Source organism: Campylobacter sp. CNRCH_2016_0050h (genome assembly GCF_025772605.1).
Classification (GTDB): Bacteria; Campylobacterota; Campylobacteria; order Campylobacterales; family Campylobacteraceae; genus Campylobacter_D; species Campylobacter_D lari_D.
In genome coordinates this window covers 17,899-30,934 of record NZ_JAKMSK010000011.1, presented here as the reverse complement: position 1 = coordinate 30,934, position 13,036 = coordinate 17,899, and the positions used below count along the sequence as shown (strand labels likewise).

Annotated in this window: 12 protein-coding genes; 9 read left to right on the top strand and 3 right to left on the bottom strand. The window is 28.7% G+C overall.

Features of this window, described 5'->3' with window-relative positions; genetic code table 11:
* Positions 1-35 precede the first annotated feature (35 nt).
* From murJ to rseP, 9 genes are read left to right on the top strand one after another with little or no spacing between them, the layout of a single operon-like run.
* Positions 36-1,490, top strand: coding sequence for a murein biosynthesis integral membrane protein MurJ (murJ, locus tag L8X28_RS06470; protein WP_263665852.1), 1,455 nt, complete (start codon positions 36-38; stop codon positions 1,488-1,490).
* A complete protein-coding gene (gene cysS, locus L8X28_RS06465; protein ID WP_263665851.1) occupies positions 1,490-2,872 on the top strand; it encodes a cysteine--tRNA ligase in 1,383 nt (460 codons plus the stop codon). Before murJ ends, cysS begins: the two co-directional genes overlap by 1 nt.
* Positions 2,865-4,628 carry an ABC transporter ATP-binding protein gene (locus L8X28_RS06460; RefSeq protein ID WP_133319340.1) on the top strand — a complete coding sequence of 588 codons (1,764 nt, stop codon included), beginning with the start codon at positions 2,865-2,867 and terminating at the stop codon, positions 4,626-4,628. Before cysS ends, L8X28_RS06460 begins: the two co-directional genes overlap by 8 nt.
* Before the next feature lie 50 nt (positions 4,629-4,678).
* Entirely contained in the window at positions 4,679-5,737 is a 1,059-nt protein-coding gene (locus L8X28_RS06455; protein ID WP_220566636.1) for a quinone-dependent dihydroorotate dehydrogenase, read from the top strand.
* Positions 5,734-6,987, top strand: coding sequence for a M16 family metallopeptidase (locus L8X28_RS06450; protein ID WP_263665850.1), 1,254 nt, complete (start codon positions 5,734-5,736; stop codon positions 6,985-6,987). The genes L8X28_RS06455 and L8X28_RS06450 overlap by 4 nt, the downstream gene beginning before the upstream one ends.
* Positions 6,977-7,873, top strand: a complete 897-nt coding sequence (dapA, locus tag L8X28_RS06445; RefSeq protein ID WP_133319239.1) for a 4-hydroxy-tetrahydrodipicolinate synthase — start codon at positions 6,977-6,979, stop codon at positions 7,871-7,873. The genes L8X28_RS06450 and dapA overlap by 11 nt, the downstream gene beginning before the upstream one ends.
* A complete protein-coding gene (locus L8X28_RS06440; protein ID WP_263665849.1) occupies positions 7,873-8,652 on the top strand; it encodes an enoyl-ACP reductase in 780 nt (259 codons plus the stop codon). Before dapA ends, L8X28_RS06440 begins: the two co-directional genes overlap by 1 nt.
* A 38-nt stretch (positions 8,653-8,690) precedes the next feature.
* Positions 8,691-9,227, top strand: a complete 537-nt coding sequence (pgsA, locus tag L8X28_RS06435) for a CDP-diacylglycerol--glycerol-3-phosphate 3-phosphatidyltransferase (protein ID WP_133319240.1) — start codon at positions 8,691-8,693, stop codon at positions 9,225-9,227.
* Positions 9,224-10,330, top strand: a complete 1,107-nt coding sequence (gene rseP, locus L8X28_RS06430) for an RIP metalloprotease RseP (protein ID WP_263665848.1) — start codon at positions 9,224-9,226, stop codon at positions 10,328-10,330. The genes pgsA and rseP overlap by 4 nt, the downstream gene beginning before the upstream one ends.
* On the opposite strand, the gene L8X28_RS06425 is transcribed toward rseP, so the two are convergent.
* From L8X28_RS06425 to L8X28_RS06415, 3 genes are all read right to left on the bottom strand, one after another.
* Positions 10,327-11,157 carry a hypothetical protein gene (locus L8X28_RS06425; RefSeq protein ID WP_133319242.1) on the bottom strand — a complete coding sequence of 277 codons (831 nt, stop codon included), beginning with the start codon at positions 11,155-11,157 and terminating at the stop codon, positions 10,327-10,329. The genes rseP and L8X28_RS06425 overlap by 4 nt on opposite strands.
* An 11-nt stretch (positions 11,158-11,168) precedes the next feature.
* Positions 11,169-11,966 carry a methyl-accepting chemotaxis protein gene (locus tag L8X28_RS08450; RefSeq protein ID WP_263662238.1) on the bottom strand — a complete coding sequence of 266 codons (798 nt, stop codon included), beginning with the start codon at positions 11,964-11,966 and terminating at the stop codon, positions 11,169-11,171.
* A gap of 550 nt (positions 11,967-12,516) precedes the next feature.
* Entirely contained in the window at positions 12,517-13,023 is a 507-nt protein-coding gene (locus L8X28_RS06415) for a PAS domain-containing protein (RefSeq protein WP_220566630.1), read from the bottom strand.
* Positions 13,024-13,036: the final 13 nt, after the last annotated feature.

Genomic DNA, 13,036 nt, shown 5'->3' with positions numbered 1-13,036 from the left:
TAATACTCAAACTAATGTTTAAAGAATGAAAATTAATGAGAAAAAATATTGTTTTTAAAAATTTCATCATCAATGCCTTAGGAATTTTATTTTCTAGGATTATGGGCGTTTTAAGAGATATTGTTTTAGCTTTGTACTTAGGAGCTGGAATTTATAGCGATATTTTCTTTGTGGCTTTAAAAATGCCTGCTTTTTTTAGAAGAATTTTTGCAGAAGGGGCCTTTGGACAAGCTTTTTTACCAAGTTTTTTAAAAGCAAGTAAAAAAGGTGCTTTTTGTATAAATGTTTTATTGCAATTTAGTATAATTGTTTTTTTAACCTGTATTTTAGTGAGTTTTTTTGCTGAATTTTTTACAAAGATTTTTGCTTTTGGCTTTAATAAAGAAACGATTATTCTAGCTGCGCCTTTGGTTTCTATTAATTTTTGGTATTTGTTTTTTATTTTTTTGGTAACTTTTTTAGGCTCTTTATTAAATTATAAGCAAAATTTTTTCATCACTTCTTTTTCTGCTTCATTTTTTAATCTTTTTGTTGTGATTGCAGGTTTTTTTGTCAATCAAGATGAGCCTTTAGAGGCCTTGTATTATTTTTCATATGCGACTGTCTTAAGTGGTTTAGCTCAACTTATATGGCATATTTTTGCTTTAAAAAACACTAGAATTTTAAAAAGTATGTATTTAAGCATAAAACTTAAAAAAACAAAGACCAATTTAGATAAATTTCATTCTACTTTTACCCATGGACTTTTAGGCTCTTCGGCAAATCAAATTAGTTCATTATTAGATACTACTATAGCTAGTTTTTTAATGGCTGGAAGTATTTCATATTTGTATTATTCTAACAGAGTTTTTCAGCTTCCTTTAGCTCTTTTTGCAATCGCTCTAAGTCAAGTAAGCTTTCCAAAAATACTAAGACATTTAAAAGCAAATGAAGAACAAAAAGCCTTAGCTTTTATGCAAAAAGCTTTTGAATATTTAAGTGTGCTTTTGATTTTAGCTAGTATAGTTGGGATTATCTTAGCTAAAGAAATTGTGGAGTTTTTATTTCAAAGAGGAAATTTTAATCAAGAAGATACAAAAATCACTGCATTTTTATTACAAGCTTATCTTTTAGGACTTTTACCTTTTGGTTTGCAAAAACTTTTCTCTTTGTGGCTTTATGCTAAATTTAAACAAAAAATAGCCGCTATAATAGCCTTTAAAACACTTTTTATTTCAGCATTTTTTAGCATAGTGATTATTTTACTTATCAAAGAAGAAGCTTATAAGAGTTTAGGCATTGCATTAGCTTCATCTATTAGTGCTTTTTATTTATTATATGCTAATATTAAAGAATTTGGCTTTAAAAATCTTTGGGGTATTTTTAGGATTAAATTTTGGCTTATTAGTATAGTATTTTTAAGTTTATTTGCTCTAGGCTTATTTGAAATTAAAGATATTTTAATACAATTTTTAATTGAAATTTATCATTTTTTTAAAGGTTTATTTTAATGGTTTTTTTTGATAGTGTTTTAAAGAAAAAATGTGAATTTATCCCAAATGAGGCAAAAAAAGCAAACATTTATCTATGCGGGCCTACTGTATATGATGATGCACATTTAGGACATGCAAGAAGTAGTGTTTGTTTTGATTTTTTAAGAAGAGTTTTACTAGCAAGTGATTATGAAGTGATTTTTGCTAGAAATTACACTGATATTGATGATAAAATTTTAAAAAAAATACAAGAAAGTGGTAAAAGTTTAGAAGAAATTACAAATTTTTATATTAAAAGATATGAAGAAGATATGCAAGCGCTTAATATCTTAGAACCTAACTTTAAGCCAAAGGCTACAGCTTATATTGAGCAAATGATTATATATATAGAAAAACTTTTAGAATTAAACCTAGCTTATAAACTTGAAGATGGAATTTATTTTGATACCAGCAAAGATGATAAATACTTTTATATCTCTAAAAGAAATTTAGAAGATAACCAATCACGCCTAGAAGAAAGCGTGGCTAAAAAAAATGATAGCGATTTTGTTTTATGGAAATTTGATGAAAAATTTTATCCTGCAAGTTTTGGCAAAGGAAGACCAGGCTGGCACACAGAATGTGTTGTGATGATAGAAAGTATTTTTAAAGATAAACTTGATATTCATGCAGGAGGCATAGATTTACTTTTTCCTCATCATGAAAATGAAGCTTGTCAGTGTCGTTGTAAAAACAATCATGAGTTGGCTAATTTTTGGCTGCATAATGGCTTTGTGCAAATTAATGGTGAAAAAATGAGCAAAAGCCTGGGAAATAGCTTTTTTCTAAAAGATTCTTTAAAGCTTTTTAGTGGAGAGGTTTTGAGATTTTATCTTTTAAGTGTGCATTATAGAGCACATTTTAACTATGCTTTGGAAGACTTACAAGCTGCTAAAAAAAGACTTGATAAATTTTATCGCTTAAAAAAACGCTTAAATTTAAATGCTTTTATAGATGAAAAAACTACCATAGAAAGTGAAGTAGCTAAAAATATCTTAGAAGTTTTAAATGATGATTTAAATGCCTCTAAAGCCTTGGCTTTACTTGATGAGTTTATCAATGAAAGTAATATTTACTTAGATCAAAATCTAAAAGACAAAGCTTATAAAATACAATTAGAAAAAACCTTAAAAGAACTCGCTTTTATTTTTGGTATAGGTTTTATGGATACTATAAAATATTTTCAATTTGGCATTAGTGAAGAAAAATGTCAAGAAATAGAAGAAAAAATCGCTCTACGCAATAAGGCAAAGCAAGAAAAAAACTATGCCTTAGCAGATCAAATTCGTGATGAGTTAGCTAAAGAAAATATTCTTTTAATGGATACACCAAATGGTGTAGTATGGGAGAAAAATGGATAAAAATTACAAAGAAATGAAACTTAAAGAAGTTTTTACTCGCTTTAAGCCTTATTATAAAGATTATTGGTTTTATTTTGTCTTAGCTATTATTGGCATGCTTTTAACTAGTGGTGGCACAGCAGCTAGTGCATACATCATAGAGCCTATTTTAAATAAAATTTTTATAGAAAAAAATGTTGATTTGCTTTATTACATGCCTTTACTTGTTGTTTTAATTTATGCTTTAAAAAATCTTGGTGCTTATATGCAAGTTTATTATATATCTTATGTTGGGACAGATATTTTAAGAAGATTAAGAGAATTAGTTCTTGGCAATCTTTTGCGCTTAGATATGAGCTTTTTTCATAAATACAGAAGTGGAGAATTAATCAGCAGATGTACTTCTGATATTGGAGCATTACAAAATATAGTTTCTACTATAATACCTGAAATTTTAAGAGAAAGTTTAACCGCGATTGGACTTTTAAGTGTGGTAATTTATCAAAGTCCAAAACTTGCTTTTTTTGCTTTAGTTATTTTACCTTTAGCAATTTACCCTCTCGCTATTTTTGCTAAAAAGATCAAAAAAATAGGACGCAATACTCAAGAAAAAAATTCTGATCTTACTTCAAGATTAAGTGAAATCTTTTCTAATATAGAACTTATTAAAGCTTCTAATGCAGGTAAAAATGAAATGCAAAAATTCAGCCAAACTAATAGCGAAGTTTGTAAACTTTCCTTAAAAGGCATTAGAATTGAAGCTTTAAGTAGCCCTTTAATGGAATCTATGGGTTCAATTGGCTTTGCAATAGTAATTATAATAGGTGGTAAAGAAGTAATTGATGGAAGTTTAAGCATAGGTTCTTTTTTTAGCTTTACTACAGCTTTATTTATGGCTTATACTCCTATTAAAAGACTTTCTTCACTTTATACAAGATTGCAAAATGCAGTAGCAGCTAGTGAGAGAACTTTTTATCTAACTGATTTAGAACCACAAATTAAAGGTGGCGATGAAAAACTTACAGAAAATATCCAAAATATTCATTTTAAAAATGTCTCTTTAAGCTATCAAAAAGATAAAACGGTATTAAAAGATGTAAATTTTTCTTTTGATAAAGGAGAAATTCTAGCCTTAGTTGGATCAAGTGGTGGAGGAAAATCTTCTATTATCAATCTTTTGATGTATTTTTTTGAAAAAGATAGTGGTGAGATTTTAATCAATCAAAAAGACATTAGCTCTTTTGATATTATTAGTTTAAGAGAAAATATTTCTTTGGTAACTCAAAATATTTATATATTTAATGACACTATAGCTCAAAATATTGCTTATGCTAAAGAATATAACGAAACACGCGTGATAGAGGTTTTAAAACAAGCTAATGCTTATGATTTTGTCCAAGAACTTGGTGGTATACATACTGAATTAAAAGAACATGGAAAAAATCTCTCCGGCGGACAAAAACAACGCATTGCCATAGCAAGGGCTTTATATAAAAATCCTCAAATTTTAATTTTTGATGAAGCAACCTCAGCACTTGATAATGAAAGTGAAAAAGCCATAGTAAAAACCATAGAAAGCTTAAAAAAAGATCGCTTAATACTCATCATCGCTCATAGGCTTAGCACTATAGAAAATGCTGACAAAATTGCTGTGCTTGATAAAGGAAAAATAGCTTCTATAGGAAATGATGCTTATTTAATGCAACATTGTGAAATTTATCAAAAATTAAAACAAAAAGCACAAAAAACTGATAAAGTTAAAGAAAATGAAAACTAAGAATTATCATTTTTTTAGTAAAATATGCTATTTTGTAAAAAAGGAAAAATATGACTTATGAAAGTTTAAAACCTTTAATATATAAATTAGATCCAGAAAATGCCCATGCTTTAGCTGAATTTAGTATGCGAACGCTAGATTGTATATTTCCTGGAGGGCTTAGTTTTTTTGCAAAAGATTGTATAATAAATGATGAAATTTTAAATCAAGAAATTTTTAATTTAAATTTTTACAATCCTGTGGGCTTAGCAGGTGGCTTTGATAAAAATGCAACTATGATAAGACCGCTAAGTGCTTTAGGTTTTGGTTTTTTAGAATATGGAACTTTCACCCCAAAACCTCAAAATGGCAACGAAAAACCTAGACTTTTTAGACTTGTTGAACAAGAAAGTATTCAAAATGCTATGGGTTTTAATAATAAAGGTAAAGATGCTATCGCAAAAGAAGTAAAAAAAGTCTATCCTTTTAGCATACCTTTAGTAGCAAATATAGGTAAAAATAAAATCACTCCAAATGAAGAAGCTATTAATGATTATATTATTTTATTAAAAGAATTTAAAGATTTGTGCGATTTGTTTGTGATTAATATATCCTCTCCAAATACCAAAAATTTAAGAGATTTACAAAGTGAGGAATTTGTAAGCACCCTATTTAATCAAGCAAAAGAAATCACAAAAAAACCTGTGATTTTAAAAATTGCTCCAGATATGAGTATAGATAGTGCAATTTCACTTTGCAAAAGTGCTATTAGTGCAAAAGCTGATGGTATTATCATGGCAAATACTAGTATAGATTATTCTTTAATTGATAATACAAGAACCTTTGGTGGAATTAGTGGTAGATTAATCACTCAAAAAAGTGCGACATTTTTTAAAGAAGTAGCTAAAGAAATTTATCAAGATACTATTTTAATAGCAAGCGGTGGTATAGATAGTGCTGAACTTGCTTATGAACGCATTAAAAATGGGGCTAGTTTGGTTCAAATTTATACAGCTATGATTTTCAAAGGACCAAGCATTGTTAAAAATATCAATCAAGGATTAATTGAACTTTTAAAACAAGATGGTTTTAATCATATTAGTCAAGCTATAGGAGTTAATTTTAAATGATTAATTATAAAAAAATCACTCTTGAAAATGAACTTGAAATTTATACTTTACCTGTGAATAAAAAAAGCGGGGTTATAAGTGTAGATATTTTTTATAAAGTTGGTTCAAGAAATGAAAAAATGGGAAAAAGTGGCATAGCTCATATGCTTGAACATTTAAATTTTAAAAGTACAAAAAATTTAAAAGCAGGCGAATTTGATGAGATAGTCAAGGGTTTTGGTGGAGTGGATAATGCAAGTACTGGTTTTGACTATACGCATTATTTTATAAAATGCTCTAGTGAAAATTTAGACAAATCTTTGTGGCTTTTTGCTGAATTAATGCGTAATTTAAATTTAAAAGATGATGAGTTTCAGCCTGAAAGAAATGTAGTTTTAGAAGAAAGGCGTTGGAGAACTGATAATAATCCTTTAGGATATTTATATTTTAGATTATACAATCATGCCTTTTTACATCATCCATATCATTGGACTCCAATAGGCTTTTTTAAAGATATACAAAATTGGAAAATAGAAGATATACAAGATTTTCATCAAACTTTTTATCAACCCAAAAATGCTATTTTGCTTGTGAGTGGCGATATTAATGAAGATGAAGTTTTCAATCTTGCTAAAAAACATTTTCAAGATATAAAAAACACCAAAGAAATCCCTATAGTTCATGAAAAAGAACCTGAACAAGATGGTGCTAAACGCGTGATCTTGCACAAAGAAAGCGATACGCAACTACTAGCACTTGCATACAAAATTCCTGCATTTAATCATAAAGATATGCCAAAACTTTGCGCATTGAGTGAGCTTTTAGGAAATGGAAAAAGTTCTTTAATAAGTGAAATTTTAATTGATAAATTAGAACTAATCAATGAATTTTATGCCTATGCAAGTGAAAATATAGATGAGAATTTATTTATATTTATTTGTGTTTGTAATGAAGGTATAAAAGCAGAAGATGTTGAAAAAGAGCTTTTGAAAATTCTTGAAGATGTAAAAAATGCCAAATTTGATGATACTATCATGGAAAAAATCAAAAATACCGTAAAAAGTGATTTTATTTTTTCACTAAGCAATGCAAGTAGCGTTGCAAATATTTATGGATCTTATCTTGCAAAGGGTGATTTAAAACCTTTGCTTGATTATGAAAAAAATATAGAAAATCTAAGCAAAGATGATTTAATTCATTGTGCTAGAAAATACTTCAATGAAGACAAATCTACAACAATAATCTTAAAAAGGGGCGAAAATGGACAATAACATCATCATAGGAGCAATGACAGCTTTAATAACTCCATTTAAAAATGGAAAATTAGATGAGCAAACTTACCATAAACTTATCAAAAGACAAATCGCAAATGGAATTGATGTAGTAGTGCCTGTTGGAACAACCGGAGAAAGTGCCACCTTAACCCATGAAGAACATAGAATTTGTATAGAAATAGCACTAGATGCATGCAAAGGAAGTTCTTGTAAGGTTTTAGCAGGAGCAGGAAGCAATGCCACACATGAAGCTGTAAGTTTAGCTAAGTTTGCACAAGAGCATGGAGCTGATGGAATTTTAAGCGTTACTCCATATTATAACAAACCCACACAAGAAGGTTTATATCTTCATTATAAAGAAATAGCAAAAAGTATAGATATACCTGTACTTTTATATAATGTCCCAGGAAGAACAGGGTGTGAGCTTCAAACAGAAACTATTATAAGATTATTTAGAGATTGTGAAAATATTTACGGAGTAAAAGAAGCTAGTGGAAGCATTGATAAATGCGTTGATTTGCTAGCGCATGAACCTAGAATGATACTTTTAAGCGGGGAAGATGCGATTAATTATCCTATACTTTCAAATGGCGGTAAAGGTGTGATTTCAGTTACTTCAAATTTACTTCCTGATATGATTTCAAAATTAACTCATCTAGCTTTAAAAGAAAAATACATTGAAGCTAAAAAAATCAATGATGAGTTATATAATATTAATAAAATTTTATTTTGTGAAAGCAATCCTATACCTATTAAAGCGGCAATGTATATAGCAGGCTTAACCCCTACTTTAGAATATCGTTTGCCACTTTGCAAACCTAGTGATTGCAATTTAACAAAAATAGAAGCGATTATGAAAAACTATAATATAAAAGGATTTTAATGGATACTTTTTTTCAAAATAAAACTTTAGTAATTAGCGGTGGAACAAGAGGGATTGGTAAAGCTATTGTATATGAGTTTGCAAAAGCAGGAGCCAATGTAGCTTTTACTTATAATTCTAATGCAGATTTAGCTCAAGAAATTGTGAAAGATTTAGAAAATAATTATAAAATCAAAGCAAAGGCTTATGAATTTAATATACTTGAACCAGAAACATATAAAGAGTTGTTTGAAAAAATTGATCAAGATTTTGATAGAATAGATTTTTTCATCTCTAATGCTATCATTTCAGGTCGTGCTGTTGTAGGTGGATATACTAAATTTATGAAATTAAAGCCAAAAGGTATTAATAATATTTTCACAGCAACCGTAAATGCTTTTGTTATTGGAGCGCAAGAAGCGGCAAAAAGAATGGAAAAAGTTGGTGGGGGTAGTATATTATCTATTTCTTCAACAGGAAATTTAGTTCATATTGAAAATTATGCTGGTCATGGTACAGCTAAAGCAGCGGTTGAAGCTATGGCAAGATATGCTGCAACCGAGCTTGGTTCTAAAAATATCCGTGTAAATGTAGTTAGCGGTGGACCAATTGATACTGACGCGCTTAAAGCATTTACAAATTATGAAGAGGTAAAAAATGCAACTATCAATCTTAGTCCGCTAAACCGCATTGGACAGCCACAAGATCTAGCTGGCGCATGTTTATTTTTATGCTCTGATAAGGCAAATTGGATCACAGGCCATACTTTGATCGTAGATGGTGGCACCACCTTTAAGTAATATTACCTTAAGGGTGCTTTATAAAGGATTTTAAAAGTATGAATTTACCCAACATCTTAGCTTTTATAAGGATATTATTAGCTCCACTTTTGTTTTTTTTACTTATTAATGATTTTGAAAATATCCATCCTAGTTGGGTAGATTATTTTGCTTGTGTTATTTTTAGCATAGCTGCTTTAACTGATTTTTTCGATGGCTATATTGCAAGAACTTGGAATCAAACTACTAAACTTGGAGCTATTATAGATCCTTTAGCAGATAAAATGCTTATTCTAGCTGCATTTTTAGGGTTATTACTTACGCAAAAAGCTGATCCATGGATGGTTTACATTATCTTAGTAAGAGAATTTTTCATCACCGGCTTTAGAGTGGTTATGGTAAGTGAAAAATTTGATGTAAGTGCTTCTTTTGCAGGCAAAATAAAAACAACCTTTCAAATGATAGCTATTATATTTTTAATCATGCAATGGCCTTTTGCCAATACATTGTTATTTATTGCTTTAGTGCTTACACTTTATTCAGCTTTTGAATACATACTAGCTTATGTAAAACATTTAAAAAAAGGTATAAATTGAAATCATATTTATTTTTATTTATTATCTTAGCTATTGGTTTTAAATTTTATTCTTTTAGTTTTTTAATAACACTTTTAGTGATATCTTTTTTAATTTTTTTTCACGAATTAGGACATTTTTTAGCTGCAAAACATATGAGAGTTGATGTAGAAATTTTTAGCATAGGTTTTGGAAAAGCTATTTTTAAAAAAACTTACAAAAATACAGAATATCGCTTATCCGCCCTACCATTTGGTGGTTATGTTAAGCTTAAAGGACAAGATGATTTAAATCCTAGTGAAAAAAATTATGAGCCAAATAGCTATAACACTTTAAGTCCTTTAGCTAGAATTTATATACTTTTTGCAGGACCATTTTTTAACTTTTTTCTAGCATTTTTACTTTATATAGCCATAGGTTTTTTAGGAGTTCAAAAACTTGCGCCTGTTGTTGGAGATATAGCGCCAAACTCAGCTGCACAAAAAGCAAATTTACAAATTGGTGATAAAATCCTAGCTATAGATGGGGTTCAAATTCAAAGTTTTGAAGAAATTGGCAAACTTGTTCACGCAAAACCAACCCTGCTTGATATAGAACGCGATAATAAATTTATCAATATCACTTTAACACCGCAAATTGACCAAGGCTATAATGAGTTTTATCAAAAAGTTCAAAAACCTCTTATTGGTATAGCACCCAAGGGTGAGTTTGTTACTATTTATCACTCAGGAATTAGCAGTTTAAAATATGCTTATGAAGAAAGCATAGATGCTTCTTTGCTTATTTTTAAAGGTCTTGCTAAAATCATCAGTGGGGAATTAGATGCTAAAAATATGGGTGGAATCATCACTATGGTGGATATAACCTCCAAAGCAGCAAATACTAGTATAGTAGTTTTATTTTTAATCACAGCTTTAATTTCCATCAATCTTGGAGTACTAAATTTACTTCCGATACCAGCACTAGATGGAGGACATATACTTTTTAATCTTTATGAATTAATTTTTAAAAAAGAAGTACCAAAAGTATGTTTTGAATATCTTAGTTATTTTGGCATGGCTTTACTTTTAAGCTTAATGGTATTTGTAACTTACAACGACATTACTCGTTTTATAAGCAATTAATAAGTCCTAGTAGCAAAATCATAGCGATTAAACTCGGCTATACTATTTTTACGATAAAAGCTATTATAAAATTGCTTACTTAAACTTTGTTCATAATTTAGTCTAAACTTAACCCACATTGCCGTTTGATCTTTTGCACTTGTTTTTTCATCTTGATAATTAAGTGATAAATCCAAAATAGAAATTGGAGAATAAGTAATGTTATACTGATTTTGTGTTTCTTTCATGTTAGAATTTACATTTAAAACATTTAAATAAGGTAAATCAAATATAACCCCAAACTCTGTACTATCATCACTATTATTTTCTTTTATATCATAATGATTAGCATATGCTTTAAAATATTGACTAAATTGCAATTCAGCACCAAAACTATTTTTTGCATAAGCTTGTTTATATTGATCGTTAAAATAATTAAAACCAAAATTGATTTCATCAAATTCATAACGATTAATAATTCCCAAAGAATAAGCTTGCTCTAACTGCCCTATTCTTGCTTGTTTTTCTAAAAGTAAAGTAGCATTATCATAATCTAAAATTGAGTTGATATTTTTAATATTTACATTTAAAGCGTTATAATCTAAACTAGCTTCTGTTTTATCCTTTGAGCTTAAATTTAAAACCTGTGCTAAAGAATTACTAGCAAAAGTACCAAAATCAACATTTTGAGCTTGATACTCCTGCGGTTTTTGAAAAAATACTTGTTTGGAAATTGCATTTGTTTTTTGTTCTTTAGTTATATTAACATCACCCTCACTTAAGCTTTCTTCTAAATTAGAAGCAAGCACATTTAAACATATACAACTTAAAAAAATGTATTTTTTCATTTAACCTCTTATTAAATATGTTTTTTATGCTCTATTTCGCTTATCATTTTTTCATTTATATCTTGAATTTGCTTAATATGTGCATAAATTTTTCTTTCCTCTTTGACTATTTGATTGTTTCTTATATAATCAAATAATTTTTCTATATAAGAATTTAAATTTTGATTTAAAACATAAATATTACTTGTAGAATCAAATTTGGCTAAATTTTTATCTTCTATATCTTCTATTTTGGAATTAATCACACAAGAGCAAGCTAGATATGTTTTTAAGCAACACTCTAAATAAAGCAATATTTTATTAGTATCAACACTTGTCTTAGAAATCTCATCTAATAAAATTTTAGCTTTTTCATCAACACCGGTAAACACCTCTTGAAATTCTTCTAAACTTGAGTTAGATTTTTTAGCAACTTTATAAGCTTCATTAGTTATATTTTTAATATTACTCATTTGCTCTATTGATACTTTAATCATCACAGAAATTTCTTTGGCGGCCTCTTGAGTTTTTTCAGCTAAATGTCTTACCTCATCTGCAACTACCGCAAAACCTCTACCATGCTCTCCTGCACGAGCTGCCTCAATAGCTGCATTTAATGCTAAAAGATTGGTTTGCTCTGTAATATCTTCTATAATAGATATAAAAGAAGAAACATTATTAATTTGCTGTGAAAAAGTATCCATTAAAGTATGAATTTGAGTGATATTTTCGCCTAAATTTTGCAAATCGACTGAAATTAATTCTGCATTTTTGGCACTTTTTGAAGAATGAGTAGAAATATCATTTGCTTGCTCATATATATCATGCATGGTGCTTGCATTATCATTTAATTTCACATTAATCAAAGCTAATTCTTTTTGCAAAGAATCTGACATATCCTTAGAAACATTTTCAACGACAATACTTCTTATGGATAAATTTTGAGTTTTTTCTATTTCTAAAGTAGCTTCATTAATAATTTTAGCATTATATGCAAAAGTACCCATTAAGCCTTCTAATCTTGCTTTTCTATAAAATCTTTGTTCTTTTACAGCTAAAATAGCATTAAGAATTTCTCTATTAAAAGCCTCCATTTGATCAGCTAAATCATTCACAACCCAACTTAATTTTCCTACTCCAGATTTTGGAACAGCTATATGAGTAATTCTTGCTTCCAAATTTCCTTTTGTAAGCTCATTTAAAACTTGAGTAATCCTTAAAACTTCTTTATTTCTATAATAAGCACTAGCAAGTCCAAATAACACCACTAAAGTTCCAATCACACAAAAAATAAAACCAAAAATATTATTTTCTACTATTTCCAAGATTGCCATCAAACAAAATAAAAATAAAGCAAAATAATTTACAGATTGATTGATATTATATTGATAAAACCAATTCTTCATAACTCATCCCTTTTGTATTTAAATAATCATCAAGTTTCTTCCTTGATGCACCTTTTCCACCTTTTTGCTCTTCAATCAAAAGCTCTTTGTATAATTTTTCTATTTTTTCAACTGCTTCTTTTTTGGGTTTTAAACGCATAGAATAATACCCAACAACTTCTCCTTTGGAATCAAACGAAGGACTGACAAAAGCCAAAACCCAATAAAATGATCCATCTTTTGATAGATTCTTAACATAAGCTATAATCTCTTTTTTACTCTTAAGTCTTTCCCAAAGTAATTCAAAAACAACTTTTGGCATATCCGGATGACGCACTATGTTATGAGGTTTTCCCAATAATTCTTCCTCACTATAGCCCGAAAGAGAAATAAAGATTCTATTGCAATATATGATTTTTCCTGTAGTATCTGTTTTGGAAATAATCATTTGTCCGTCATTGAAAAATTTTTGATTATTATTTGGCAAAATTTTTCTTTTCATATACCCTCCTTAA

What these genes read in the sequence shown, in the direction of transcription:
- murJ (WP_263665852.1), top strand. Translation starts at nt 36, where the DNA reads ATGAGAAAAAATATTGTTTTTAAAAATTTCATCATCAATGCCTTAGGA.
- cysS (WP_263665851.1), top strand. Translation starts at nt 1,490, where the DNA reads ATGGTTTTTTTTGATAGTGTTTTAAAGAAAAAATGTGAATTTATCCCA.
- L8X28_RS06460 (WP_133319340.1), top strand. Translation starts at nt 2,865, where the DNA reads ATGGATAAAAATTACAAAGAAATGAAACTTAAAGAAGTTTTTACTCGC.
- L8X28_RS06455 (WP_220566636.1), top strand. Translation starts at nt 4,679, where the DNA reads ATGACTTATGAAAGTTTAAAACCTTTAATATATAAATTAGATCCAGAA.
- L8X28_RS06450 (WP_263665850.1), top strand. Translation starts at nt 5,734, where the DNA reads ATGATTAATTATAAAAAAATCACTCTTGAAAATGAACTTGAAATTTAT.
- dapA (WP_133319239.1), top strand. Translation starts at nt 6,977, where the DNA reads ATGGACAATAACATCATCATAGGAGCAATGACAGCTTTAATAACTCCA.
- L8X28_RS06440 (WP_263665849.1), top strand. Translation starts at nt 7,873, where the DNA reads ATGGATACTTTTTTTCAAAATAAAACTTTAGTAATTAGCGGTGGAACA.
- pgsA (WP_133319240.1), top strand. Translation starts at nt 8,691, where the DNA reads ATGAATTTACCCAACATCTTAGCTTTTATAAGGATATTATTAGCTCCA.
- L8X28_RS06425 (WP_133319242.1), bottom strand. Translation starts at nt 11,157, where the DNA reads ATGAAAAAATACATTTTTTTAAGTTGTATATGTTTAAATGTGCTTGCT.
- L8X28_RS08450 (WP_263662238.1), bottom strand. Translation starts at nt 11,966, where the DNA reads ATGCATGATATATATGAGCAAGCAAATGATATTTCTACTCATTCTTCA.
- L8X28_RS06415 (WP_220566630.1), bottom strand. Translation starts at nt 13,023, where the DNA reads ATGAAAAGAAAAATTTTGCCAAATAATAATCAAAAATTTTTCAATGAC.